The organism is Rhodococcus yunnanensis NBRC 103083 (assembly GCF_001895005.1).
GTDB lineage: Bacteria > Actinomycetota > Actinomycetes > Mycobacteriales > Mycobacteriaceae > Rhodococcoides > Rhodococcoides yunnanense.
This window is the reverse complement of record NZ_BCXH01000001.1, coordinates 62,398-87,970: the sequence shown is the minus strand read 5'-3', so window position 1 is coordinate 87,970 and position 25,573 is coordinate 62,398. Positions and strand designations below refer to the sequence as shown.

The 25,573-nt window shown below is 62.6% G+C and carries 22 protein-coding genes and 1 pseudogene; 11 read left to right on the top strand and 12 right to left on the bottom strand.

The window, feature by feature from the left end; all coding sequences use genetic code 11:
• Positions 1-9 precede the first annotated feature (9 nt).
• The 3 genes from RY1_RS00445 (at position 10) to RY1_RS00430 (ending at position 2,095) form a co-directional block, all read left to right on the top strand.
• On the top strand, positions 10-795 hold the full coding sequence (locus tag RY1_RS00445; protein WP_072801567.1) for a potassium channel family protein: 786 nt from the start codon (positions 10-12) through the stop codon (positions 793-795).
• 410 nt (positions 796-1,205) lie between these two features.
• Entirely contained in the window at positions 1,206-1,682 is a 477-nt protein-coding gene (locus tag RY1_RS00435; RefSeq protein ID WP_306305342.1) for a helix-turn-helix domain-containing protein, read from the top strand.
• A complete protein-coding gene (locus RY1_RS00430) occupies positions 1,679-2,095 on the top strand; it encodes a VOC family protein (protein WP_072801564.1) in 417 nt (138 codons plus the stop codon). The genes RY1_RS00435 and RY1_RS00430 overlap by 4 nt, the downstream gene beginning before the upstream one ends.
• A 247-nt stretch (positions 2,096-2,342) precedes the next feature.
• Here RY1_RS00430 and fabG read toward each other — a convergent pair whose 3' ends face one another.
• The 3 genes from fabG to RY1_RS00415 are packed head-to-tail and all read right to left on the bottom strand — an operon-like array spanning position 2,343 to position 5,500.
• The gene (gene fabG, locus RY1_RS00425) at positions 2,343-3,071 is read right to left on the bottom strand and encodes a 3-oxoacyl-ACP reductase FabG (protein ID WP_072801563.1); all 729 of its coding nucleotides are present in this window, start codon (positions 3,069-3,071) and stop codon (positions 2,343-2,345) included.
• A 33-nt stretch (positions 3,072-3,104) separates the two neighbouring features.
• A complete protein-coding gene (locus RY1_RS00420) occupies positions 3,105-4,325 on the bottom strand; it encodes a CaiB/BaiF CoA transferase family protein (RefSeq protein WP_072801562.1) in 1,221 nt (406 codons plus the stop codon).
• Entirely contained in the window at positions 4,322-5,500 is a 1,179-nt protein-coding gene (locus RY1_RS00415; protein WP_072801561.1) for an acyl-CoA dehydrogenase family protein, read from the bottom strand. Before RY1_RS00415 ends, RY1_RS00420 begins: the two co-directional genes overlap by 4 nt.
• 86 nt (positions 5,501-5,586) lie before the next feature.
• On the opposite strand from RY1_RS00415, the gene RY1_RS00410 reads away from it, so the two are divergent.
• Positions 5,587-6,480: a LysR family transcriptional regulator gene (locus RY1_RS00410; RefSeq protein ID WP_072801560.1), complete on the top strand. Its 894-nt coding sequence runs from the start codon at positions 5,587-5,589 to the stop codon at positions 6,478-6,480.
• A gap of 10 nt (positions 6,481-6,490) precedes the next feature.
• Here the strand turns inward: RY1_RS00410 and RY1_RS00405 are convergent, their stop codons facing one another.
• On the bottom strand, positions 6,491-6,940 hold the full coding sequence (locus RY1_RS00405; RefSeq protein ID WP_442972248.1) for a helix-turn-helix domain-containing protein: 450 nt from the start codon (positions 6,938-6,940) through the stop codon (positions 6,491-6,493).
• 162 nt (positions 6,941-7,102) lie between these two features.
• The gene (locus tag RY1_RS00400) at positions 7,103-8,209 is read right to left on the bottom strand and encodes a sigma-54-dependent transcriptional regulator family protein (protein ID WP_072801558.1); all 1,107 of its coding nucleotides are present in this window, start codon (positions 8,207-8,209) and stop codon (positions 7,103-7,105) included.
• Positions 8,210-8,434: 225 nt separating this feature from the next.
• Between RY1_RS00400 and RY1_RS00395 the strand changes: the two genes are divergently transcribed.
• The 4 genes from RY1_RS00395 (at position 8,435) to RY1_RS00380 (ending at position 13,438) form a co-directional block, all read left to right on the top strand.
• A complete protein-coding gene (locus RY1_RS00395) occupies positions 8,435-10,066 on the top strand; it encodes a flavin-containing monooxygenase (protein ID WP_072801557.1) in 1,632 nt (543 codons plus the stop codon).
• 84 nt (positions 10,067-10,150) lie between these two features.
• Positions 10,151-11,521 (top strand): NAD-dependent succinate-semialdehyde dehydrogenase, encoded by a 1,371-nt coding sequence (locus tag RY1_RS00390; protein WP_072802196.1) that lies wholly within the window; start codon positions 10,151-10,153, stop codon positions 11,519-11,521.
• Positions 11,522-11,566: 45 nt separating this feature from the next.
• Positions 11,567-12,616 (top strand): 2,3-butanediol dehydrogenase, encoded by a 1,050-nt coding sequence (locus tag RY1_RS00385; protein ID WP_072801556.1) that lies wholly within the window; start codon positions 11,567-11,569, stop codon positions 12,614-12,616.
• A gap of 48 nt (positions 12,617-12,664) precedes the next feature.
• The gene (locus tag RY1_RS00380; protein WP_072801555.1) at positions 12,665-13,438 is read left to right on the top strand and encodes an SDR family oxidoreductase; all 774 of its coding nucleotides are present in this window, start codon (positions 12,665-12,667) and stop codon (positions 13,436-13,438) included.
• A 330-nt stretch (positions 13,439-13,768) separates the two neighbouring features.
• On the opposite strand, the gene RY1_RS00370 is transcribed toward RY1_RS00380, so the two are convergent.
• The 3 genes from RY1_RS00370 to RY1_RS00360 all read right to left on the bottom strand — a co-directional run bounded on the left by RY1_RS00370 (position 13,769) and on the right by RY1_RS00360 (position 15,053).
• Positions 13,769-14,188, bottom strand: coding sequence for an ABC transporter permease (locus RY1_RS00370; protein WP_139279684.1), 420 nt, complete (start codon positions 14,186-14,188; stop codon positions 13,769-13,771).
• A 3-nt stretch (positions 14,189-14,191) separates the two neighbouring features.
• A complete protein-coding gene (locus RY1_RS00365; RefSeq protein ID WP_072802195.1) occupies positions 14,192-14,527 on the bottom strand; it encodes a DoxX family protein in 336 nt (111 codons plus the stop codon).
• A 313-nt stretch (positions 14,528-14,840) separates the two neighbouring features.
• Entirely contained in the window at positions 14,841-15,053 is a 213-nt protein-coding gene (locus tag RY1_RS00360; RefSeq protein WP_072801552.1) for a hypothetical protein, read from the bottom strand.
• 99 nt (positions 15,054-15,152) lie between these two features.
• Between RY1_RS00360 and pcaD the strand changes: the two are divergent.
• Positions 15,153-15,902: pseudogene (gene pcaD, locus RY1_RS00355) on the top strand (3-oxoadipate enol-lactonase); the annotation flags it as partial.
• Positions 15,903-16,019: 117 nt separating this feature from the next.
• Here the strand turns inward: pcaD and RY1_RS00350 are convergent.
• Genes RY1_RS00350 through benA form a run of 4 tightly spaced genes read right to left on the bottom strand, consistent with a single transcriptional unit; the run spans position 16,020 to position 23,345 of the window.
• Positions 16,020-18,713, bottom strand: a complete 2,694-nt coding sequence (locus tag RY1_RS00350) for a helix-turn-helix transcriptional regulator (protein ID WP_218019759.1) — start codon at positions 18,711-18,713, stop codon at positions 16,020-16,022.
• A gap of 39 nt (positions 18,714-18,752) precedes the next feature.
• Positions 18,753-21,443, bottom strand: coding sequence for a benzoate 1,2-dioxygenase electron transfer component BenC (gene benC / locus RY1_RS00345; RefSeq protein WP_072801549.1), 2,691 nt, complete (start codon positions 21,441-21,443; stop codon positions 18,753-18,755).
• Positions 21,444-21,483: 40 nt separating this feature from the next.
• Positions 21,484-21,990, bottom strand: a complete 507-nt coding sequence (gene benB, locus RY1_RS00340; protein ID WP_072801548.1) for a benzoate 1,2-dioxygenase small subunit — start codon at positions 21,988-21,990, stop codon at positions 21,484-21,486.
• Positions 21,987-23,345, bottom strand: a complete 1,359-nt coding sequence (gene benA, locus RY1_RS00335; protein ID WP_072801547.1) for a benzoate 1,2-dioxygenase large subunit — start codon at positions 23,343-23,345, stop codon at positions 21,987-21,989. The genes benB and benA overlap by 4 nt, the downstream gene beginning before the upstream one ends.
• 203 nt (positions 23,346-23,548) lie before the next feature.
• Between benA and RY1_RS00330 the strand changes: the two genes are divergently transcribed.
• Positions 23,549-24,466 (top strand): LysR family transcriptional regulator, encoded by a 918-nt coding sequence (locus tag RY1_RS00330; RefSeq protein ID WP_072802194.1) that lies wholly within the window; start codon positions 23,549-23,551, stop codon positions 24,464-24,466.
• Positions 24,463-25,566 (top strand): mandelate racemase/muconate lactonizing enzyme family protein, encoded by a 1,104-nt coding sequence (locus RY1_RS00325; protein WP_072801546.1) that lies wholly within the window; start codon positions 24,463-24,465, stop codon positions 25,564-25,566. Before RY1_RS00330 ends, RY1_RS00325 begins: the two co-directional genes overlap by 4 nt.
• The last annotated feature ends 7 nt before the right edge of the window (positions 25,567-25,573 follow it).

Here is a 25,573-nt window from a genome sequence, read left to right as displayed (position 1 = left end):
TGCCCGTTCATGAACTCTGAGAGGTGGGAGCGAGCGACGGAATGGCCGCTCGCCGGAGCAGCTTTGCTTTTTCTGGCTATCTACAGCTGGACCGTGCTCACCCAGCCGACCGGCATCGGCGAACGCCTCGCCGAGCATGCCGTACTGGCCATCTGGGTGCTGTTCGGTGTCGACTACCTCGTCCGACTCATGCTGGCGCAAAGACGAACTCACTGGTTCGCCAGCCACCTGCACGAGCTCGCAATCGTCGTACTGCCGGTGTTACGACCTCTCCGGCTACTACGCCTTCTCACCCTCGTGAGCCTCCTACAACGCTCGATCGGCGGAGCACTTCGAGGACGCGTCGTCGCCTACGCCGTCACCGGAACCTTGCTGCTGGTGTTCGTGGCATCACTGGCCATGCTCGATGCCGAACGCTCGGCACCGACGGGCAACATCAAGTCCTTCCCCGACGCCCTCTGGTGGGCCGTCGCCACCGTCACCACCGTTGGATACGGGGACTACGCGCCTACCACCGCCACCGGTCGATGCATCGCAGTCGGTCTGATGATCGCCGGGATTGCTCTACTCGGTGTCGTCACTGCCACTCTGGCGTCCTGGCTCGTCCACAAGGTCGCCGAACAGGACGACGCGAACCAAGCCGTCACCCAACATCAGATCGCCGAGCTGACCGTTCAAATCGCATCGCTGCGAAGCGAACTGGCATCACAGTACACAACGAGACCCTCGCCACGGCCTGCGTCGAAACTCGAACCGTCGAGCAGAACAACCTGCCACATCGACCGCTGTTCGTGAGCAGCGCAATTGTCCTATGCAGTTCGAGCTCTTCGACGACCACGACCACGACCACGACCGGCACGCGATGATGCCGGCGTCGGTGTGTGGGCCGTCCGAGGGAATTCGCGAGTGCGACGCTCCAAGCGGCGTCGAGAGCTCTAGCGCGGTGGACATTCGGGCATCGAGTGGGTGTCCAATGCGGACGTTCGAGAAAGCCACGCGTCACGCACCCGCCCTGCGTCGGTCATATGCCCGATTCGCCCTCCGACAAAGGTAAACGTTGCATTTCCTGGTGGTCTACCGAACGACAGGGCGACCGAGGCAATTCTTCTACTCGACAAACTAAAGTGATATCTGTGCTGCGCCTGTAGTACGCCCTGCACAACGACGAACTCCGCTGGCGAGCGGAGGTCCGCTACGGTGGCTCTGTGCAGCTGACACCGCGTGAGGACGTCAATCGGCGGATGCTCCGAGCGCGCGACGCGATGGACCGCCGCTATGCGGAGCCGTTGGACATACCGACACTCGCCGCTATCGCGCACCTGAGTGCCTCGCAGTTCGGCCGGGTGTTCAAAGACGTGTTCGGTGAGACACCGCACCGCTATCTCCAGCGTCGACGAGTCGAGCGAGCCATGACGCTGCTGCGTCAGACCGACCGCCCGATCACGACAGTTGCGTGGGATGTCGGCTTCGCGAGCCTGGGTACGTTCAGCAGAACGTTCACCTCGATCGTGGGCTGCTCACCGTCGCAGTTCCGGGTGCGACACAAGCCTGTACACGTGCCTTCGTGCTTCATCGCCGCGTGGACCAGACCGCGGACCGTCGCTCCGTCGGTCGTCGCAACGATGGATAGCGGTTTCGGAGAAGCGAGGCCGGCCAACGGCCCACTAACGTCGTCGTCATGACCACGAACCACATCACCTCCGTCAGCATCAACAGCGTCCCTGTACTCGACCAGGACGAGGCGCTCCAGTTCTACAGCACGCACCTGGGTTTCGAGGTCCAGGACGACGTCGACCTGGGTTTCATGCGATGGCTGACCGTAGCTCTGCCCGGCGGCGGAGTGCAGCTTCTTCTCGAACTCGTCGGCGGTCCTCAGCAGGACGCCGACACCGCAGCTCAGGTGCGGGAGCTCGTCACCAAAGGCGCGCTGGGTGGCCTGTTCCTCACGAGCAGCGATGTACATGCCACCTTCGCCGCACTCCGCGATGCTGGGGTCGACATCACCCAAGAACCGGTCGAGCAGCCGTACGGAACCGACTTCGGTTTCCGTGATCCCTTCGGCAATCACATCCGAGTCAGTCAGCCCGCCGGGTAGCTCTCCCAGGAATCAGGCCAGTGTTTCGATGCCATGAACCGCTCGATCCCGTCTCATCTGTCAGTGCCGCCCGGTCCTCGACCGGGCGGCACTGTCCACCAACCACTGTCGCTACTCGACTGCAGTCACCAACTGATTCGAACAGAACCGTCCACCTCTCTCACCTCCGAGAGAGGTGTCGAAGCTGAATATCTCCGACGAAACGATCGCCGAACCGGATGTCACGGATTTCTTGATCCGGGCGCTGCTACATGTAGCGTCCGCCGGTGACCTCGGAGACCGTTCCGGTCATGTACGACGACAGGTCGGATGCGTAGAACAGAGCTACCGAAGCCACTTCGCGTGGATCACCCGCCCGCTGCATCGGGATCTCCGACATCTTCTGATCCCACGCTTTCTGCGGCATCGCCTCGGTCATCGCGGTCTTGATCAATCCGGGTTGAATTACGTTGACTCGGACACCCAGGTGCGCAACCTCTTTCGCGGCCGCCTTGGACAGTCCGACGATTCCGGCTTTCGCTGCCGAGTAATTGCTCTGGCCCACGAATCCCACCTTCGCCGAGATCGAGGACAGGTTGATGATCGATCCACCCCCGCTCTCGCGCATGACCCCCGCCGCGATCCGCGTACCGTTCCAACATCCCTTCAGATGAACATCGATCACCTGATCGAACTGATCCTCGGTCATCTTCCGCATCGTTGCGTCACGAGTGATACCTGCATTGTTGACCATGATGTCGATCGACCCGAACGCAGACACCGCAGTGTCCACCAAGGCCTGTACGTCCTCGGACGAGGTGACATTGCAGCGAACGCCGACTGCATCGGTTTGCAGAGCGTCAGCTGCTTCCTTGGCCTTCGACTCGTCGAGATCACCGATGACGATCTTTGCGCCGTTCTCCGCGAACAGAGTCGCGATCGCCAAGCCGATGCCCTGGGCTCCGCCCGTGATGACCGCTGTGCGTCCTTTGATCATGAAAGTTCCTTCTCATAGGTCCATGAGCGTGCGTCAGCGCGTGGACGCCGCATCCAATGCCGATCTGTCGAATGCTGAATTCTGGACGGCGATCCCGTCACGCAGGAGAACATCGGGGTCCTGCCCGGCCTCGATCAGCAACGCCCGGGTGTGCTGCCCGAGCGCGGGAACATCACCCATAGGAGCTTCGTGATCAGCGAACGTACTCGGCGGCAACAGGGCTCGCGCCGTGGCATGTTCGGTGTTCACGATGCGCCATCGGTCCCGCTCGACGAGTTGCGGATGATCGACGACCTGATTCATCTGCTTGACCTGGGCCGCTGGAATACCTGCTGCAGCCAATTTCGCGTCGAGGGCTTCGGTGGTGAACGTCGCCGTCCGCTCGGCGACGACGGCATCGCATTCGGCCCGGTTCTGCACGCGCAGAACGTTGGTGGCGAAACGAAGATCGTCCGCCATCTCGGGAATCGCGAGGACGTCGTCGACCAGGGTTCGCCATCCACGGTCGCTCTGAACCCCGATCAATATCTGGCCGTCCTGCGTCGGGTACCTGTCGTACGGCGCAATGGAGACGTGGCTGACGCCCATGCGAGGCGGCTGCACTCCGGTGTACATCTGGGTGTACATCGCGTGCCCCAGCCATTCCACCGTCGAGTCGAGCATCGAGACGTCGATCGTGGCACCCTCCCCTGTTCGGCCGCGCCGTAGCAGTGCTGCGAGAACCGATTGAGCGCAATACATTCCAGTGGCGATGTCGGCCGTCGGGATGCCGGTCTTGGCGGGCTCGTCGGGGGTACCCGTGATGGAGATCAAACCGGACTCGGCTTGGATCAACATGTCGTAGGACTTGCGGTCCTGCATCGGTCCGCCGTTGCCGAAACCCGACATGTTCACCACGACCAATCCGGGCTGCGTCGCTCGCAGTTCTTCGGCGCCGAGGCCGAGCCGTGCGGCCGCACCCGGCGCAAGGTTCTGGATGAACACGTCAGCGTTCCTGATCAACTCGAGCACAACTGCCCGCCCCCGCGCGGACTTGAGATCCACCGCGAGAGACTCCTTGCCACGGTTGAGCCAAACGAAATGAGCGGCCGTTCCGTGGACGGCATGGTCGTACCCGCGGGCGAGATCGCCGCCATCGGTTCGCTCGACCTTGATCACCCGGGCACCGAGGTCGGCAAGGTTCCTGGTTGCGAGCGGCGCCGCGACGGCCTGTTCGATCGCGACGACGGTGAATCCGTCGAGTGGGGCGTTCACTTGGTGCGCTGCTGTTCCGCGCGGATCAGTCCGCCACCGACAATCAGACGCTGAATCTCGCTCGTACCTTCGTAGAGACGGAGCAGACGAACGTCACGGTAAATACGCTCGACGGGCACTTCCCGCATATAGCCTGTGCCGCCGTGGATTTGAACAGCAAGATCAGCGACCTTACCCACCATCTCCGTACAGAACAGCTTCACAGCGGAAGGCGCGATGCGGCGGTCGGTGTTCTCGACCCAAGCTCGGGCCGCCTCGCGAACCATTGCCCGACCTGCCATCACCCCGGTCTGCTGATCGGCGATCATCGCCTGAACGAGCTGGAAATTACCGATCGGCTCACCGCCCTGAGTCGACGCCGCGGCATATGCGACGGATTCGTCGAGTGCACGCTGCGCCTGACCGACCGAGAGCGCCGCAATGTGAACACGCCCGCGCGCCAACGACGTCATCGCTGCCTTGTAACCGATCTCTGCGTTTCCGCCGACCAGCGACTCGGCGTCGACCAACACGTTCGTGAAGGTCACGTCTGCTGTGGCCGATCCTTGCTGGCCCATCTTCGCGTCCTTGACCCCGACCTCGATCCCGGGCGCATCCGCCGGCACGAGGAAGACCGCGATACCGTTGCCGCGCTCGGGTTTCGGGTCGAGCTTGGCGAAGACGACGAACATGTTCGCATTCGGGGCGTTGGTGATGAATCGTTTGCTGCCGTCGATGGTCCATCCCGCCCCGTCGGCCTTCGCCGTCGTCTTCAGACCCGCGGGATTCGACCCCGCTCCGTCCTCGGTCAACGCGAAGGACGCGACGATGTCACCCGCCGCCATGCCAGGCAACCACGTCGCCTTCTGCTCCTCGGTCCCGAATCCGACGAGGACCTGACCCGCGATTCCGTTGTTGGTGCCGAACATGGACCGCAGCGACAGAGTCGTGTAACCGAGCGCCATCGCCAACTCCACGTCTTGGATGAGGTTCAGTCCGAGTCCACCCCACTCCTGTGGGATGGCGTAGCCGAACAATCCCATCTCGGCGACCTGTGTGCGCAGATCCGCCGGGATTGCGTCGTCGTTCATGATCTCCAGCTCACGCGGAACCACTCGGGACCGAATGAAGTGGGAGACCTGCTTCAGTACATCCGCGAAGACGTCGTCGGGGACGTCGGGGTTCAGCATGCTCATGTACCAATAGTCACCGCAGGATTAGAATCAGTCCAATACCTAATTGGCACTTCTGTAATACTCAGTTGTCAATAAAGGAGCGTTTTGTGGAACTAGACCAGCTCAGAGCGTTCCTGGCGGTCGCCGAAGAACTACACTTCGGTCGCGCAGCCGAGCGGTTGCATGTCGCACAGCCGCCGCTCAGCCGTACGATCAAAAGCCTCGAACGGCATGTGGGCGCCACCCTGTTCGATCGAAACACTCGCTCGGTGAAGTTGACCGCCGCTGGTGCGGCCTTGATCGAACCGGCGCGTGCAGTCCTCGATGCTGTGCGTATCGCGGAGGATGCTGTCCGGTCGGCCGACGGCGGTGAGTCAGGTCTGGTACGCATCGCATTCGCGGGCGTGTCCACTCACCGCATGGTGGCCAGGTTGGCCCGTACCGTACGCGCCGAACATCCTGGTATCCAGTTGGAACTGTCCAGCCAGAACTTCGCACAACCTGCAATGAAAAAGCTGCTCAGTGGCGACACCGACATCGCGCTCGGTAGATGGGACGCCATTCCAGCTGGCGTGGAGTCCGAAATCGTCATGGCTGACCACCTCGTCATCGCCCTTGCCGACACCCACCCACTCGCCGATGCTCGCCGCCTGAACATCGAGAGTTTGTCCGAAGAACAGTTCGTATCGCTTCCGCTGCACGAGGGCTCGGTACTTCCCGACCGCTTGCGCCGGCTTGCCGACGCCCACGGATTCGTCGCCGACGTCGTTCAGGTCGCTCCGGACACCCAGACAGCTTTGGCGTTGGTCGCAGCGGAGGTAGGCTGCCACCTCACGCTGGCCTCGGTGGCGAACAACGTCACCGATCCCCATGTGGTCTTCGTGCCCCTCACCGACGCAACGGCGGAAGTCGACATGCGGGCCGCGTGGCGTCGGGACAATCCCAACCCCGCACTGCGAGTCGTCCTCGACAAGGTCGTCTCACTCGAACAAGACATCTGAGGGTGCTTGATCACAACGATCCCTCCCCTTCGTCCAATCCGAAGTGCCGCATTCGCCTGTACAGGGTTGTGCGGCCGATACCCAACAGCTCGGCGGCCTGAGACTTGTTACCGCTCGCGGTAGCCAACGCTCGTGTGATGGTGTCGCGTTCGGCTTCCTCCAACATCGTCATCTTTCTGCGGGACTGGATCGTCTGAAGCTGTTCCGGAAGGTGACTTCGCTCGATGACCGTGGATTGAACATCGGCCGCAACCGCGGTGAGGACCTCGACCAATTCGCCGATGTTGCCCGGCCAACTCCACTGAACCAGTGATTGCAATGCAGTCGGCGACATCGAGTGCCGTCGCGTGGTGTCCACACGATCGAGGATCGAACGAACCAAACCCGGAATCCGATCCGGTGTGTCCCTCAGGGGCCGGGTTCTGTCCCTGACTCCCCACTGTTCGATCAATCGCTTCACGACAGGTGACGCGGACTCGGTACACACCGTCAGCCACAACGAATTCGCTCGTCCCGCGTGCACCTCGCGACGGTGACCTTCCACTAGCTCCGATAGGCGGTCAGCATCGGAATCCCCCAGATTCTCGAGCCGGCGGACAAGGACGTCGCGGCCGCCACTCAACTACTCCGCGACCGCGTCCCAGGGTGTCTGCGTGTGCCTCGACAACACGACAGCCTCGAGTTGGTGGACCGTCCCATAGTCCCGTCGCATGTCGAGTGCCCGGGTCGCTCGACCGGAACCGGACGGGCCGTCGACGATCACCGTGCCGGTGCGCTCGATATGACTCGAAGCATTGCGCGCTGGTCGAACGCCCGGTTTCGCGTCTGCCGAACCAGCTTGTGGAACTGCGGCGAAATGAAGCACGTAGTACACCCGTGATCCCTCCACCACGCGTCGGGCGGATACAGACACAGCTGCATCGTCCAGCTCGAAAATCGTTGCAGCACTACCTGACCAGTCGTGCGCGCCCAACCGATTCCAGAGAAGAACGTGCGAGTCGACGCTGATGTAGGGAAGTCCCGGGGTATTTGCAAGCAAAGTCTCGTTGTCCATGATCACAGTCGGCCGCTGTGAGTTCGCGTACCGCATGAACGACATGGCCAACGCCACGTCCTGGGGGCGACTGGCCGCCTTGAGTCGCTCCTCGATTTGTTGGCCGATCTCCTTCGTAAGCGTCAGCATCAACGAATTGGCGATATCGAGCGGTCCACCGAGGGACACCGACCCGATGACCAAACCCGACGGTGTATACACCGGTACCGCAGCGCATGCGAGCACTGCCAATGAATCGTTGAAGTGCTGACTGCCTTCGATGTACACCGCGCGGCCTTCGACCATCGAAGTTCCCAGGCCGTTCGTGCCGATCGCGCGTTCGGAGTAATCGAAGCCCTCTGCCGCGTTGACTCGATCGAGCTTTCGCCGCAGCGTTCTGTCGCTCGCGCGCCGAGCAACGATGCTGCCCGCCCGATCACTGAGAAACAGGGTGGTCCCGGTGTCGACCAAATGATCCTGCCATCGGTCGAGTACCGGATCCGCCGCACGACGCAAGATCGATTCGGTGTCGATCTCATCGAATTTCTGCGACGGCAAAATGCTATCGGCACTGCTACCGATCGACCGACGCCAGCTCCGCATCACGAAGTCCGGGACCAGACCATCATCCGGGATCTGCCCCAACAGACCGACGCGCATCAGGTGCTGTTTCGCGTGCCGTACTGCCTCGTCCACCTCAACTCCTGCCTAGTCGTTCGAAGCAGGTCCAGCACCCCACATCCCACTCCAAACGAATGCCAAAGCTCGCCATTATTACCGATCAGGCATAAATCCAGCTCAGAGGCCACCTTTCCCACTGTGCCAATGTGGAACACCCAGCCTTCGTGTGCCCCACCTCACCATTGTGAGCAGAGAACGTGAACTACACCACAAAGGTCGCACGACCGAAGGAGCAATCACATGCAGACACACCACCCCGAGCAGATCCGCGAGCTCGACGCCCTCGTCGTCGGGTGCGGCTTCGGTGGCATCTACATGCTCTACAAGCTACGCCGTGAGCTCGGATTGAATGCCGTCGCAATCGACAAGGCTTCCGGAGTCGGCGGTACCTGGTTCTGGAACAAGTATCCCGGTGCACTGTCGGACTCCGAAAGCTTCGTCTACCAATACTCGTTCGACCGCGACCTGTACGACCAGACTTCATGGAATACCAAGTTCGTACAACAGCCGCAGATCCTCGAGTACCTCGGCGGCGTCGTAGACCGATATTCTCTGCGCGACGATGTTCAGCTCGAGACCACGATGACGTCGGCCAGCTTCGACGACGTCGTTGGCATCTGGACGGTCACCACCGATCGCGGAGTCACCTACAAGGCCAAGTACCTCGTCAACGGCCTCGGGCTGCTCTCGGCAACCAACGTTCCGAACTTCCCCGGCATAGAGAACTACGAAGGCAAGCTCATCCATACCGGAGCATGGCCCGAGGACCTGGATCTGACCGGCAAGCGCGTCGGCGTCATCGGCAATGGTTCGACCGGAGGGCAGGTCATCACAGCAGTCGCACCGATCGCGGGACACCTGACCTCATTCCAGCGCACACCTCAGTACAGCGTACCTGCAGGCAACCGTGTGCTGTCGAACGAGGAACTGGCTAGCCAGAAGAAAAACTTCGAAGCCAACTGGAACCAGGTCCGCAATTCCAGCGTCGCCATGGGATTCGTCGAAAGCGAAGTCGAGACCTTCAGCGTCTCGGCCGAAGAGCGTCAACAGATCTTTCAGCGCACGTGGGACGAAGGCGGTGGATTCCGCTTCATGTTCGAGACCTTCTGCGACATCGCGACCAATCCTGATGCGAACGAGGAAGCGGCGAAGTTCATTCGGTCGAAGATCGCCGAGATCGTCAAGGACCCGGAGACTCGCCGAAAGCTGACACCTACAGATCTCTACGCACGTCGGCCACTCTGCGATTCGGGATTGTACGAAACCTTCAACCGGGAGAACGTGTCCCTCGTTCACGTCGGTGAGAACCCCATACGTGAGCTGACGGCGGAGGGCATCGTCACCGAGGACGGAGTGCTGCACGAGATCGATGTTCTCATCTGCGCAACGGGATTCGACGCCGTCGACGGCAACTACGTCAAAGTCGATATCCGCGGACGAAACAACGAAAGCTTGAAAGAACACTGGCAGGACGGCCCGACGAGCTACCTCGGCATGGCCACCACAGGATTCCCCAACATGTTCATGATCCTTGGTCCGAACGGACCTTTCACGAACCTGCCGCCATCGATCGAGGTACAGGTCGAGTGGATCGCGGACACCATCAAGTCGATCGAGGACAACTCCACTGGGTGGATCGAGGCCAAGCCGACCATCGAAACCGAGTGGACCGATATCTGTTCCGATATCGCCGACCAGACGTTGTTCCCGAAGGCCGCGTCCTGGATCTTCGGCGCGAACATTCCCGGCAAGAAGCGCACGGTGATGTTCTACCTCGGCGGCATCAAGGAGTACCGATCCGTTCTGGACACCGAGAAGGCGTCGGGCTGCCCGAGCTTCCTGACACAGTCGGACGTTCTGAAGCCTGCTTGATCTCGAAGTCCCGACGACACCGCATCGATATCGCCGGCCGCAGCCTTGTTCCCCGGCCGGCGTCCTGCCACGAAAGACATGCTGATGAGCAAATACGCAACCACCGATCCCACAACCGGCACCGTCGTGGCAAAATTCGAGACGCTGTCGGACGAACAGGCTTCGGCGTCACTCGGCGCCGCGGACGAGGCTTACAGGGCGTGGCGCATCACAGAGGTCGGCGAACGCGCTGCGGTTCTGCACCGCGTGGCCGACCTGCACCGCGAACGCGAAACCGAACTTGCCGAACTGATGACGCTCGAGATGGGTAAGCCGATCGCGCAGGCCCGCGGGGAAGTGAAACTGTCCGCGTCGATCTTCCGGTACTACGCGACCAAGGGCCGAGACCTGCTGGTCGACGAGGAACTCGACATTGCCGGTTCTGGACGAGCGTTGGTGCGCACGGTCCCCATCGGAGCTCTGGTGGGGATCATGCCCTGGAACTTTCCCTACTATCAGGTCGCACGCTTTGTCGCTCCGAACCTACTGCTGGGCAACACGATTCTGCTCAAGCACGCCAGTAACTGCCCACAGCAAGCTCTGGCGATCGAGGCCTTGCTGCGTGATGCCGGCAGCCCAACGGGCGTTTACCAGAACATCTTTGCCTCCAGCGACCAGATCGCCGGCTTCATCGCCGACCCCCGTTTGCAAGGAGTCTCGCTCACCGGATCGGAACGTGCGGGAAGCATCGTCGGCCAGCTGGCTGGGAAACACATGAAAAAGGCCGTACTCGAGCTCGGCGGATCCGACCCTTTCCTTGTACTCCGGAGCGCCGATGTGAACGACGCCATTTCCGCCGCAGTCCCCGGCCGATTCGGCAACGCCGGTCAGGCCTGCACATCGTCGAAGCGGATGATCGTCGATGCCACCGTGTGGGACGATTTCCTCGAGGGGTTCGTCGATGCCGCTCGAACCTGGACGATGGGCGAGCCATCGGATCCCGCGACGCGGTTGGGACCTATGTCGAGCGTCGATGGACGCGACGAAATCGCCGAACAAGTCGCCGACGCTGTCGCCAAAGGCGCGACCGTCCACCTCGGCGGGACCGTGCCCGACGGCGACGGCGCCTACTACCCTGCCACCGTGCTTTCCGGCGTCACCCCGCAGATGCGCGCATATCGCGAGGAACTGTTTGGACCGGTCGCGGTACTCCACAAGGTCGAATCGACCGACGCCGCAATCGATCTCGCCAACGATTCAGCATTCGGGCTCGGGAGTGCGATCTTCACCACCGACGACGCCGAAGCCGCGTACGTCACCGACCGGCTCGATGTCGGCATGGTCGGAATAAACACGACGATCAAGAGCGCACCCGACATGCCCTTCGGCGGGGTCAAGACATCGGGCATCGGCCGCGAACTCGGCCGCTTCGGACTCGACGAATTCGCGAACAAGAAACTCGTTCGCACCCTGTGATCTTGCGTCTCGAGACAACCAGCACCGGACTAGAAGGAGTAAGCCATGCGCGCAGCTGTCTACTACGGCAACCACAAAGTCGAGGTCGAAGACGTTCCCGAGCCCAACCCCGGACCAGGACAGGTCAAGGTCGAAATCGCACGTAACGGCATCTGCGGCACTGACCTTCACGAATATTACGACGGTCCGATCTTCATCTCACCGTCCGAACCACACCCACTGACCAACAGAGCAATGCCGGTGGTCCTCGGCCACGAATTCTCGGGCATAGTCGCAGCTGTCGGCGCAGGCGTCGTCGACGTGACCGAAGGCGATGCGGTCACCATCGAACCGATCTACCGATGTGGCGAATGCCGTCCCTGTCGCAATGGTCAGTACAACCTGTGCAAACAGATCGGTTTCCACGGACTGATGGCCGACGGCGGAATGGCGGAATACACAGTGGTGCCCCGCAACCAGATTCACAAGCTGCCCGACGCCATCCCCGTCGAGATGGGCGCCCTTGTCGAACCTCTGTCGGTCGCGTATCACGCGGCAGTACTCGGTGAGGTCGGTGACCACAGTCGCGCTCTCATCTACGGCGCGGGCCCGATCGGAATCGGTATCTGGTTCGCACTCCGCGGAATGGGCCTCACCGAGATCGACGTCGTGGAACCTTCGGCAACCCGGCGCCGTTCGATCGAAGCACTTGGTGCCCGCACACTCGACCCACTGGCGGTCGACGTGCCGGCCTTGATCGCAGATCGGACCAACGGCGACGGCGTCGACGCTGCATTCGACGCCGCCGGCGTCACTCCAGCCATCGAGTCCGCACTCAACTGCGTCGGCGAGCGGCGGCCACTGATCAGCGTCGCCATCTACGACAAGCCCCTCACCACGCCCCTGCTCAACCTCGTCCTTCAGGAACGACGCATCCAGGGCACCATCTGCTACACCAGCGACGACTACCGCGCAGTAATCGACCTGATGGCCAAGGGACACTACGACACCACCGGTTGGGTCGACACGATCGCACTCAGCGACGTCGTCGACGGCGGATTCGAAGAACTCCGCGCCGGACGCAAGATGAAGCTACTCGTCGATCCGACGGCCTGAGAGTCGACTCGTTTCAGTTCTCGTACAAACGAATTCAGGAGGAATACAATGACGGTCGCACACATAACGGGGTCGGCACGCGGCATCGGCAGATCGATCGCACTCCGACTCGCGCAGGACGGTCACGACATCGCCCTGTCCGACCTCCCGTCGATGTCCGAAGCACTCGAGAAGACCCAGAGCGAGGTCGCAGCACACGGTGTACGCACCGTCGCACTGAGCGGTGATGTCAGCGATCACGAGTCCGTGCGTGCACTCATGACGGACACCGCTGCCCGGTTGGGTTCCCTCGATATCATCGTCGCCAATGCCGGCATCGCCCAGACGAAAGCCCTGCTCGACGTCACCCCCGAAGAGTACGACAAAATCCACGCAGTCAACGGCCGCGGAATGTTCCTCTGCTACACAGAAGCTGCCCGCGTCATGATCGCGCAGGGCACAGGCGGCAAGATCATCGGAGCATCCTCGATCGCCGGCCACAAGGGATTCCCGCTTCTCGGCGTGTACAGCTCGTCCAAGTTCGGTGTGCGCGCTCTGACGCAGGCCGCAGCGCAGGAGTGGGCCGAGCACGGCATCACTGTGAACGCATACTGCCCCGGCATCGTCGATACCAACATGTGGGTAGAGGTCGACCGCGACCTCGGAGCAATCAATGGCGTCGGCAAGGGCGAGTCCATGAAGGCCATGGCAGCGGGGATCACCCTAGGACGCGTCTCGACCGGTGAGGACGTCGCAGCGTACGTGTCCTATCTCGCCGGGCCGGACTCCAACTACATGACCGGACAGTCCGCCCTCATCGACGGCGGAATGCTCTTCGTTTGACGGTCGCTCTACTCACCGTGGAGGAATGATCAACTCGCTCAACCCTTCTGAATCGAAGAACCAAGTCGGGCCGCTACACTCGGATTCGAATCCCGATTGGTCGAGCGAGCATCATTTCGCCTGGGGCGACTTCGCCTCGTCGCACTCGGCGGTGGCGGACGCGTTCGGCGCCAAGTGGGACGTCATCCCACCTGCCCAAACGTCGAGTAAGAGATGCTCCTGGTCGACCATGTGATTGCGGCAGTGGGCGATAAGCACGCGCGCAGCGCGGTCGATTCGCAGCCTCACAGCGTCCGGCAGCATGTCCGCGATCGGTCGGACCGCCGGGCGTCATGATCGTTCGGGCCTCGAGACGCGCACGGCGGTATCGACCATGACGGCCACAGAACCTACGCCTGCGAGTGGTAGCGCGACCAAGAGCAAGATCCAGATCGTCGTCCACATGGCCAGCCCCGTCAGACCCACCACAACGAGTGCCACGACCGCGAGCCACCAGACGGACCTTCGCCTCGAAAACGCTGCAAGCAGAGGTGGACCGGACAACAGCGCGCCCAGCAGGACGAGCCGCCATGCGCCGAATACCTGAGCGATCGAATCATCGCATCGCACAGCAGTGTCGGCGCCGTATTCCCCAATCTTTGCGCACCCGAGTGACACCCCGGAGACCGGATCGCCCGCGCTGGAGACGGCGTACCCCACCGCAACCACCGAGATAACTAGCCAGACGACCCGCACGACCACTCTGTCCAACCCTCAGGCTCCCCGTCGGATGGCCAGGGCACTGGTAATCATCGGAATCTGAAAGGGAAGGCGCGCGAGTGCGGCGGCGCGCAACCAAGGCCGGTCCCAATTCAGACGCACCATGTTCAGATTGGCAGGATAGACAGCGACGAACAAAGCTACCGCGGCGGAGGCTGCGTGTCTGCGGGTCTTCGGGTGCAGCAACCCTGCGCCGATTGCCGCCTCGGCGACACCCGACACGTATGTCAGAGTGCGAGGCTTGCCGGGAATCACGGGAGGGATCTGCTCATCGAACTTCTCCGGCACAGCGAAGTGCAACACGCCCATCGCTAGCAACCCCGCACCCATCAGCGCCGCATGCCGCGCGGAATCGGTGCGGGGTGAAACTGCAGGGACGCGCTGGCGATCGGCATCGATAGTCATGCCACCACTATGCCCATACGATTGCATCGACGGCGGCACTTCGCAGTAGAACGTCTGCGAAGTAGTGCTACACGGATGGGAGCACCTCGGCTAGCCGGATGCGGAGTATCCGAAGCGGCGACATCGAAACCGACACCGGTAGGCCGATCGGAATGCGCACTTGGCGAACATCTTTCGACGCCAGAATCTGCGAGGTGTCCGCACGCTGGACGTGCCGTGGTTCGATCCAGCGTGCAGACTACGCAAGAAATCCAAGGTACCGCCCAGGGTCGGCCGAGAACTCCCTCGTCGTACGCCCCGGAGAAGCAGTGTCGTACTCGATGTCTTCGATCGTGCCGTCGTCGGAGATCTCGCATATCGTCGCTCCCGGTAGCGCCAGCACGATCGGCGAGTGCGTTGCGATGACGAACTGGCATCGCTGCTCGACGAGGTCGCTCAGCCTGGCGAGCATCGCGGGGCACGCATGGGGCGACAACGCAGACCTGATTTTGTCACGATGTGCGTTATGTGAACATCCCGCCGCTATACGAACATGAGCTAGACTGCAAGCATGCCTGTCGAACTGGCCTACGACCTCGTCGAAGCAGCTCCCCCGTCCACAGTCACCGTGGTGCTGATCGGATCACTCGGTTCCGACCGCTCGATGTGGAACCCGCAAGTCCAGGCGCTGACTGCCGTAGCCGACGTCGTTGCCGTGGACCTGCGCGGCCACGGGCTCTCACCGGTACCGACAGGCCCGTATACCGTCACCGAACTCGCCGACGATGTTCTTGCCGTACTCGATTCGCTCGGTCGTGAACGAGTGCACGTCATTGGGCTGTCGTTGGGCGGTGCAGTCGCTCAGTGGCTCGCTGTGAATCATCCCGGCCGTGTGGACTCGTTGACCCTGTTATGCACGTCGGCGCGATTCGGCGAGCCCCAGGGCTGGCTCGACCGCGCTGCGACGGTGCGAACCTCGGGCACGCAATCGCTTGCCGACGCGGTCCTCGCGCGCTGGTTCACCACGGAATTCGACGGCGACACAATCACTTTCCGCCAGATGATCGCCTCGACCCCCGACGAGGGTTACGCAGCCTGCTGCGAGGCCCTCGCTGGATGGGACAGCCGGGCAGATCTCGGCAAGATCACCGCACCGACCCTCGTCATCGCCGGCGAACACGACCCCGCGACGACGCCGGCCGACATGCGCATCCTCGCCGACGGTATCCCCGACGCCGAGTTCCATGTCCTCTCCCCTGCCGCGCATCTCGCGAACATCGAACAGTCCGAGCAGGTGTCGCGCCTGATCATCGAGCACGTCACGACAGCGATGAACAGATGAGCGAGCGCGAGCCGGCAGTCCTCTGGTCGGACTACGCCCAGTCGCTCGGACGCGGCCCGGCGGTCATCCGGGGGTTGTTCGAACGAGTCGGCTGACTCAGCTCTCCGCCTCATCGCCGGCTCTGCTCCGCGCCGCCAGTTCCGCCCTCGACCGGATACCCAACTTCGAGTACACACGGGTGAGATGGAACTGAACGGTCTTGACGGACAGGTACAGCTCGGCGGCGACTTCACGATTGGTCAAGCCGGTCGACACGAGACCGGCCACGGCCTCCTCCTGCGGAGTCAGCGCGTCGTGCGAGCGGTCCTTCAAGACAGCGTTCATGCCACCGGCCTTGAGCTCTCGGTCGCATCGGCTCACGTAGGTCGATGCACCGAGAGCCGAATAGTCTTCTCGCGCAGCCGAGACGATGACATCTGCCTCACGGCGCTTACCTGCACGCCGCAGGGTCAGCCCGTAGACGTAATTGACACGAGCGCGATCGTAGATCAGCGGCAGGGGCGCGAGGGCGGCGAGCGACTCCTCGAACGACACTCGTGCAGCATCGAGTTCGCCGCGCGCCCCATGCCATCGGCCACGTGCACAGGCCAGTCGTGCCAGCGCCGAACGATGCCCTCTCGCGAGGGCGATCTTCTCGTGGTGGGACAGGAACGTGTCGGCCTCCGACAACCGACCTTCGACGACCAATGCATTCGCATACACGTCCGGCCACGGCCAGAAACCGGGTTCGGAGACGTCGGCCTGCGCCCAGAGTTCGGTCAGTGGTGCCAGAGCTCGCAGCACACCCGTGTAGTCCGCCCGTGCCTCGGCGATGGCGGCACGGCCGAGAGCCGCGGGAACTCGCATGATCTCGTACTCACGAGCACCCGCGTCACCCAGTCGGGCAGAATCCGCTGCTGCCTGCCAATCGCCGCGCAGAGCGTGGATCTGAGTCACGGTCCACTGCAGCAACGGAATGATCAGCGCCGCACCCGATCTCTCCACCAGGTCGGCGCCCGAGGTCGCTGTCCGCAGGGCCGCGTCCCAATCGCCGGTCACGAAGTACGCTCTCGCCAACCATGCCTGCGCCCACGACGAAATTCGTGTCGACCCACCGAGAAAGTCGGTGGGCGCGGCGGCTTCCAATTCGCCGCGCGCGACATCGATACGGTCCGTCGCCAGATGCAACCATCCGGCGCCCATCTGTACTCGTTGTCCCACGGCACCGGTATTCGCCTGCTGCCACAGGCTTTCATAGCTGCTCAGCGATTCCGGGATTCGGCCGGTACTTCCCAACCCGAGACCACGGATGGATTGCGCTTCGATGGCGGTCGGATCGTCCGCACCCACCAACTCGACAGCTCGATCGGCCCATTCGACCAACCGGGCACCGTTGCAGCGAGCGAGATTGTGCAGTACCTGCCGGTGACAGATGACTGCAGCGACGCCGGGTTCGTGTCTGCTCCGAACGAGTTCCCATGCCCGGGCGAGGCGCGCCTCGGCCTCCTGTGGTCGGCCACGCAGAATTGCGAGGTATCCGAGAACGACACTTCGCATGGGGGTTTCGCGGAAACTCTCGATTTCGGCGACGTATCCGGACGCTGCCGGTATGTCACCGGCGCCGATGAGGGCGTCCACCGCGAGAACGAGCCGGTCGTCGCGCGTGTGGGTGTCGCGGCTCGATCTGCTGGACAGCGCGTACAACCGTGCCGCCGATGCCCATTCGCCCGTCGCCGCCCGTTCGACGGCCAACGTCGCCAGCTGATCGGACAGGGAGGAATCGGGTCCGGACGCCGCGTCGACCAGGTGTGCGAGTACGTCAGCGCGGTCTTCGACGACCGACGCCGCCACGCGATGCAGCGCGCTCTGCTCGACGCGGCCGAGCGCAGCGAGTATCGCAGCCCGCACCATCGGGTCGGGACACGCGAGGACCGTCGAGGTCGATCGCTGCTTCACCGTGATCAATCCTGCTCGTTCCGCGTCGTCGATCGCCGACCATGGATCGCCGTCGATCCCCGCGACTGCAGCGACGACGGGAACAGCCGCTACCTCCAACACGGCTGCAGCACTGCACAATCTGCGCGCGTTCACATCGAAGGTAGAGAGCGACTCATGGACTGCCGATGACACGAACTGCGGCGCGGGAAGGCCGGGACGAATTCCCGTCCACGTGTCCGGCGCCAGTTCGGCCAACAATGCCGCGGTGTGGCGCGGCCGTCCGCCGGTGTGGAGCGTCAGATGTGCGGCCGCGGACTGCGAGAGGACGATTCCGCATCGAGCGGCCAGGTCCGTGACCTCTGCAGTGTCCAGCAATCGAATCGGAATCGTCGACTCCGCTGCTCGGCCCAGGACATCGTGCGCCGACGAGAGTCCGCCTGGGCCGAGAGTCCGCGTGCACACCACCGCAATCGGCAACCGGCGGTGATATCGAACGAGCGACGCGAGCAGCTCGAGCGAATCGGTGTCGGCGTTCTCGGCGTCGTCGACGAGTACGACAACACGGCGTCGATCCATCGCGCCGAGTGCGGTACTCATCCGAAGGACCAGCGTTTCGAGCGAATCGGTCCCGTCCCATACGTCTTCGGTTTCCACGACCTGTCGGACGATCCCATACGGCAGGGACGCTTCCCACGGGACCGCGCGGACGCGTCGTACATCGGTGTCGGTGAGGCTTCGGATTCGATGCTCGACGGCATCCAGCGCCGACGTCTTGCCTGCACCCTGGACGCCCTCGATCACGACGAACGCCGAGCGCCGGTCACCGAACGCAGCCACTACCGCGTCGACGATCGATTCACGACGGTGATTCACTCCACCACCGTATCCACGAACCGACACCGATACCGCCGATCAGCCTAGGTCACCGCCTGCCACGGGAAGCACCGTACCCGTGATGTACGACGCCTCGTCGGACGCCAGGAAGCAGATCGCTGCGGCTTGTTCGTCGAGTGTCCCGTATCGCCCGAGCGTCGACGAGCCGACTGTCTGATCGACGAGCTGCTGGTACCACTGCTTCTCCTGATCGGTCGACGGGCCAGGACCGCGGGCGATGCGCCTTGTAGGCGCATCGGTTCCGCCGGGAGCGGTAGCGACGACACGGACTCCGTACGGCGCGGCTTCGAGCGCAAGATTCGAGGTGATGGCGTTGACTCCGCCCTTGGCTGCGCCGTACGGAACTCGATTGATGCCGCGGGTGGCGACGGACGAGACGTTGACGATGGTTCCGCGCCGACGCTCGATCATGTGCGGAACGACCGCGCGGCACGACCACAGCGTCGGGAACAGGGACCGCGAGATCTCCTTCTCGATCTGCTCCGGCGGATACTCGGCGAAGGGCTTGGCCCAAATGGTGCCGCCGACGACATGTATCGACACGTCGATGCGGCCGTGACGCGCGATCGCGGCATCGACGACGGACGACGCACCCTCCCACGTCTCGAGGTCTGCCAGCACTCCGTGTGCGCTCGCGTCGTCGTGATCGAGTTCGCCTGCCAGGGTCTCCACGAGTTCCGACCTGTCGGCGAGGACGAGATCTCCTCCCTCGGCAGAGATTCTTCGTGCGACCCATTCCCCGATTCCCTGCGCCGCACCGGTCACGAGAACGACCTTGCCTGCGAATCGGCCGGGATGGACGAACGCTGGCCGCTTGCTGCGAGCCATGTCCTCCATCGCGCGTTTCATCGTGATCTTGGATCGATCGGCATGCTCGGCGATGAGAGTGCGCGCACGCTCTCGGTCCTGCGATTCGAATGCATCGACGATGTCGAGATGATCCTGGGCGCACAACGGGTCGCACCAGACGGCATTACGCAGCGTCTCCGCCATCGCCGCTTTCACCCCGAGTGCCTGATACGCCTGCAGCAGATGTTCGTTTCGGGTCTGGGTGAACAGATAGTCGTGGAACGCGGCGTTGGTTTCGGTGTACGCAGCGGCGTCGACGAAGCGATCGCCGTCGACGTACTTCGTCGTGGTTTCCGCGAGCAACCGATATCCGGCGATCTGCTGCGACGACAGCCTGCCGATGACGAGTTCCAGCGCTCCCAGTTCGAGGGCACGTCGGGCTTCGAACACGGCGTCGGACTCGTGCACCGACGGGTGCTCCTCGCCGATTTCGTAGTCCGCGGAGACGGGTTCTGCCCGTTTGATGGCCGGCGCGATATCCCGCTGCGGCCACACGGACTGGCCAGCGACCGAGCGGGCATCCGCGGCAACGACGATGGGGCCGTCTTCGTCGAGTGGAATCGAGGGCCCGTCCGATCCTGCGACCCCGACGCGTTGGCCCGCAATGGTTCGGAGCGTGGCGATCTCGTCTGCTGCAGCCACCGGCTGCACGGACGACGGACATGCGGCGACGTCATACCGCTCGAAAAGAGTTTGTCCACAGAGGTTTCGGGATCCCGTGGTGACTTCGGGTTCGTCCTCCGAAGCGTCGGCCAGAACACGCGGTTCGACGGCTGGGGTATCTATAGTGGGGACTTCTACAGCGGGGGTTTCGACAGCGGGGGTTTCGAGAGCCGCAGGCTTTTCTTCGGTCTTCGCGGACGGCGCGAATTTTTCGTAGTAGAACCCTGTCGGTTCGACGCCCTCGTCGGAGAAGTAGGTGCGCACTGCTTCGACCATCGGCGGTGGTCCGCAGAGGTACACAGCGACGTCGCCGTCGTTCAGGTGATGCGGTTCGATGAATCCGGTGACGTAGCCCTTGTTGTCGGCCGTGGTGTTCGGATCCGAGACGCAGTGGCTCCAGGTGAAGTTGTCGAGACTCTTCGCCAATTGGTCGAGCTCATCGAGTTGTACGACGTCGTCGTCCGTGCTCGCGCCGTAAACGAGGTGCAGGGTTCGAGAAGAATTCTCCGCGTCCAGTCTGCGCAGGATCGACAGAATGGGCGCCAGGCCGGTGCCTCCGGCGAGGAGCAGTGCCGGGCGCTGGGCTTCACGCAGGAAGAAGCTGCCGTGCGGGCCGGTGAACGAGATGCTGCCTCCCTCGGCGGCCCGCTCGTCCAAGAAGGTCGACATGACACCGCCAGGGGTCAGTTTCACCAGGAACTCGAGTTCGCTGGACCCCGGCGTACAACTGAACGAGTACGACCGGCTCTCGTCGCTGCCCGGTACCGCGATGTTCACGTACTGGCCGGGGAGGAATGCCAGATCGACGCCTGCGGGCGACTCGACCGCAAACCGAACCGTCGTCGGCGACAGTCGTTGTACTGCAGTGATCTTCGTGGTGTGCGTGGCCGCCTGCGTCTTGGCCACCGCGGACGTGCTGGCGATCTGCAGAACGAGGTCCGACTTCGGCGTCATGCTGCACGGTAGGCAGTAGCCTCGGCCGGATTCGTCGTCGGACAACGCATCGTCGAGATAGGTGCCACCGTGGTAGTCACCCGACTCGCACAGCGCCTTGCACGTTCCACAGGCGCCGTCGCGGCAGTCGAGCGGGATGTTGATCCGCGAGCGGTACGCCGCGTCCGCGACCGTCTGCCCGTCGGTGCACGTGATGAAGCGGGTGACCCCGTCCTCGAAAGACAGGGCGACACGGTGACTCATGGGATTCCTCTCTCACAGTTCTTCGACTGAAGAAGAACGGTCAGAAGTGGTAGATGTCGACGACGTGGTGGATGTAGTCGTTCTTGAGCACCACTGTCTTCCGACGAATGAGCGGTGACTCACCGGAGAAGTCGATGGTGTAGAAGGATGTTCCGTAGTACGGGTCGATGGTCTTGTAGCGGAAATACATCGTGTGCCAGTTGAATCGGATATCGACGACGTCTCCGCGTCGTTCGATGACCTCGACGTTGCTGATGTTGTGGCTGGTCCTGGGCTCCGGAATGGATGTGGCGCTGGAGCGTTCGGTGCGAATACGGAACACTCGGTCTTCGAGGCCGCCCTTGTTCTCGTAGTAGATCAGCGAGATGTCGGTCTGTGGGTCCTCGGTCAACAGGTCGTCGTCGCCCCAGCTCGGCATCCAGTATTCGACGTCGTCGGCGTAGCACGTCAACCACTTCTCGAATTCGCGATCGTCGAGATAGCGAGCCTCGCGATAGAGAAACTGCTCGATGGCTGTCTGCGTAATTTCGTGCGTCGCAGTGGTCATTTCACACCCCGCTCGCGCTCGATAGCTGCCAGCATCGTCTGTTTCCAGTAACCATGTTGGACGGGGTAGAGCCCTTCGTCCTCGTTCTTGACTCCGGCCGAGATCACGCCGTGCATGTCGAGCGCTTCGGCAACGGGGTCGGGTCCGGTGAGCCAGTGCTCGGCGCCGCGGCTCATGTCGTTCCACGGCGCGTTCGTGGCCTGGAATGTCAGCTGGCATGACCGAAACTCCTCCAGGTCGTCGGGAGTTGCCATGCCCGACGCGTTGAAGAAGTCCTCGTATTGGCGTATGCGATGCGACCTCGCCGTCTTGCTCTCACCCTTCGGGGCGATGCAATAGATGGTCACCTCGGTCTTGTTCGGCGCAATGGGCCGGAAATGCCGGATCTGCGTGGAGAATTGGTCCATCAGATAGACGTTGGGGTACAGGCAGAGGTTACGCGAACCCTTGACCATGAACTCACCCTTGGCGTCCCCGTGCTCTTTCTTGAGGTCGTCCATCTTGTCCCACAGCGGCCGGTCCTGGGGATTGGCCGCCCACGTCCACAAGCAGAGGTGACCGTTCGGGTAGGACCAGTACCCGCCGCCCGACTTGCCCCAGCCACCGGCGTCGAGTGCCTTGGTCGTGTTCGTGGATTCGCCGTTGCTGCGACGCGACGTCGTCGCCGCATAGTTCCAGTGGACCGCACTGACGTGATAGCCGTCGGCACCGTTCTCCGCCTGGACTTTCCAGTTGCCGTCGAACGTGTAGGTCGACGACCCCCGCAGCACCTCCAGTCCGTCGGGCGACTGGTCGACGAGCATGTCGATGACCTTCGTCGTGTCCCCCAGATGCTCGGCGAGCGTCGAGACGTCGTCGTTCAGGCTGGCGAACAGAAACCCCCTGTAGTTCTCGAACCTCGGCACCTTCGTGAGGTTGTGCGAGCCGTCGACGTCGAACGTTTCGGGATAGCCGGCTCCGTCGGGATCTTTGACTTTCAGCAGGGTTCCGTCGTTGCGGAACGTCCAGCCGTGGAACGGGCAGGTCAGCGTCTTCCGGTTGTCGGTCTTGCGGCGGCACAGCATCGCGCCGCGGTGCGCACACGCATTGATCAGACAGTGGAGCTCGCCGTCCTTGTCCCGCGTGATGACGACGGGTTGGCGGCCCATGTGCACCGTGAAGTAGTCACCGTTGTTCTTCAGTTGACTCTCGTGGGCGATGTAGATCCAGTTGCCCTCGAAGATGTGCTTCATCTCCAGTTCGAAGATCTCTTCGTCGGTGAAGATGCTGCGGTTCGCGCGGTAGATGCCCGCATCGGGATCGTCGACGACGGCGCCTGCGACCGTGTCGTGCACGTGATCGAGAATCTCGGTCATTGGTCCTCCAAGGGATGTTTGTCCGGTACCCCGACCCTGTCAGCACGTGGCGCCGGTCACACCAGGGCTTTACCTAGACCCCACCTAGGCAGACATTGATAAGTAGCAGCGATCAATAGGACGGTGCTAGGTCTTTGTCAGCGATGGATTCGCCTTCTACTGTGGGTTGGGTCACGAAGGCGACCGAAGGAGGTGGCATCACAGTGGAACTTCGACACCTGAATCACTTCGTCGCGGTGGCCGAGACGCGCCACTTCGGCCAGGCGGCCAAACGACTCTTCCTTGCTCAGCCCGCGCTGTCGCAGTCCGTTCGCCAGCTCGAAACCGAACTCGGCGTCACCTTGTTGGCCCGCACGACACGGCAGGTCAGTCTCACCCCTGCAGGCGAATTCTTCTATCGCGAAGCAATTCGGATCCTGGAGAGTCTCGACGAGACCGTGCGCGGCGTCAGGCGGATCACCGAGGGTCGTCTCGGCCTGGTGCGCATCGGTTTCACCGGTACGGCAGCGTTCGACCAACTACCGTCGATCTCCCGTGCATTGAAGCAGCGGCTCCCCGGAATTGCGCTGGAGGTGCACGGCGACCTCCTCACTCCTGCACAGGTGGAGGGCTTGCGCTCGGAACACCTCGACATGGCTGTTCTGCGTCCTCCCGTTGCAGGCGACGATCTGGTGGTGCGCACCATCTCCACCGAATCACTCGTTCTCGCCGTCCCAACAGACCACCGACTTGCCGATCAACCGGCACTCGAAGTTCTCGACGTCAGTTACGAAGACTTCGTCATGTACTCCGACAGTCATTCGGCCGTCAACGACGCCGTCGTCCGTAGTTGTCGTGCTGCAGGTTTCACACCGAGGCGCGAGCACGAGGCGCCGGACACGTCCGTACTGCTCGCCCTGGTGTCCGCCGGCCTCGGCGTCGCGCTGGTTCCCGAATCGGTTCGCGCCTTGAAACTCGACGGCGTCACCTTCCGCGATATCAGCGGGGCGACGACGATCGATCTCGCCCTCGCGTGGCGCCGCGATCACTCGTCGCCACTCGTGGACTCCCTCGTCCAAGCACTCGAAGATGCGGATATTCTGCCGCCGAACGATGCGCAGACCCTGAAAGACATCTCATGAAAATCACTGCAGTCGAAGCGATTCCATATTCGATCGACTACTTGAAGCCCCTGAAATTCGCTAGCGGCGAAGTCCATGCCGCGGAGCATGTCCTCGTCAGAGTCCACACCGACGACGGCATCGTCGGTGTCGCCGACGCGCCCCCACGGCCGTTCACCTACGGCGAGACCCAGCGCGGCATGGTCGCCGTCATCGAGACGATCTTCGCCCCTCAGATCATCGGGTTGACGTTGAACGAACGTGAAATCGTGCACGCCCGGTTTTCGCGAACCGTAGGCAACCCCGTCGCGAAAGCCGCTGTCGACATGGCGATCTGGGATGCGCTCGGACGCACACTCGACGTCTCCGTCACCGATCTACTCGGCGGGTACACCGACCGAATGCGCGTGAGCCACATGCTCGGTTTCGACACGCCGGAAGCGATGGTCGACGAAGCGACCAGAATGCGCGAGACGTACGGCATCGAGGTGTTCAAGGTCAAAGTCGGCCGTCGGCCGGTCTCGCTCGACACCGCGGTCGTACGCGCACTCCGAGAAGGCCTGGGCGACGACGTCGAACTCTATGTCGACGGCAACCGCGGCTGGAGCGCGTCGGAATCCGCCAGGGCGATGAACGACATGTCTGACCTCGGACTGACCTTGGCCGAGGAATTGTGCCCCGCCGACGACGTACTCGGACGGCGCTGGCTCGTCGGACAATTGAACGTCCCGTTCGTCGCCGACGAGTCCGCGGTGACCCCGGCCGAGGTGACGCGCGAGATTCTCAGCGGGTCGGCGACGGCGGTCAGTATCAAGACCGCGCGAAGCGGGTTCACCGGATCGCGCCGTACACACCATCTCTGCGAGGGACTCGGAGTCGAGGTCGTCATGGGCAACCAGATCGACGGCCAGCTCGGATCGACGTGCACCGTCGCCTTCGGATCCGCGTTCGAACTCACCTCACGCCGTGCAGGCGAACTGTCGAACTTCCTCGACATGAGCGACGACCTACTCACCGAGCCGCTCGACATCCGCGACGGCGTACTCACCGTGCGACCGGGCTCCGGGCTCGGCGTCGAGATCGATCCCGACAAGCTCGCGCGCTACCGGCTCGACCTGTAAACCTTCC

Excerpts from the sequence above, each read along its gene's own strand:
- benC (WP_072801549.1), bottom strand. The coding sequence starts at position 21,443 with ATGAGTCACCGTGTCGCCCTGTCTTTCGAGGACGGGGTCACCCGCTTC.
- RY1_RS00365 (WP_072802195.1), bottom strand. The coding sequence starts at position 14,527 with ATGGGTGCGGGGTTGCTAGCGATGGGCGTGTTGCACTTCGCTGTGCCG.
- benB (WP_072801548.1), bottom strand. The coding sequence starts at position 21,990 with ATGACCACTGCGACGCACGAAATTACGCAGACAGCCATCGAGCAGTTT.
- RY1_RS00415 (WP_072801561.1), bottom strand. The coding sequence starts at position 5,500 with ATGAGCATGCTGAACCCCGACGTCCCCGACGACGTCTTCGCGGATGTA.
- RY1_RS00385 (WP_072801556.1), top strand. The coding sequence starts at position 11,567 with ATGCGCGCAGCTGTCTACTACGGCAACCACAAAGTCGAGGTCGAAGAC.
- RY1_RS00380 (WP_072801555.1), top strand. The coding sequence starts at position 12,665 with ATGACGGTCGCACACATAACGGGGTCGGCACGCGGCATCGGCAGATCG.
- RY1_RS00445 (WP_072801567.1), top strand. The coding sequence starts at position 10 with ATGAACTCTGAGAGGTGGGAGCGAGCGACGGAATGGCCGCTCGCCGGA.
- RY1_RS00390 (WP_072802196.1), top strand. The coding sequence starts at position 10,151 with ATGAGCAAATACGCAACCACCGATCCCACAACCGGCACCGTCGTGGCA.
- RY1_RS00395 (WP_072801557.1), top strand. The coding sequence starts at position 8,435 with ATGCAGACACACCACCCCGAGCAGATCCGCGAGCTCGACGCCCTCGTC.
- RY1_RS00430 (WP_072801564.1), top strand. The coding sequence starts at position 1,679 with ATGACCACGAACCACATCACCTCCGTCAGCATCAACAGCGTCCCTGTA.
- RY1_RS00360 (WP_072801552.1), bottom strand. The coding sequence starts at position 15,053 with ATGCTCGCCAGGCTGAGCGACCTCGTCGAGCAGCGATGCCAGTTCGTC.
- RY1_RS00325 (WP_072801546.1), top strand. The coding sequence starts at position 24,463 with ATGAAAATCACTGCAGTCGAAGCGATTCCATATTCGATCGACTACTTG.
- benA (WP_072801547.1), bottom strand. The coding sequence starts at position 23,345 with ATGACCGAGATTCTCGATCACGTGCACGACACGGTCGCAGGCGCCGTC.
- fabG (WP_072801563.1), bottom strand. The coding sequence starts at position 3,071 with ATGATCAAAGGACGCACAGCGGTCATCACGGGCGGAGCCCAGGGCATC.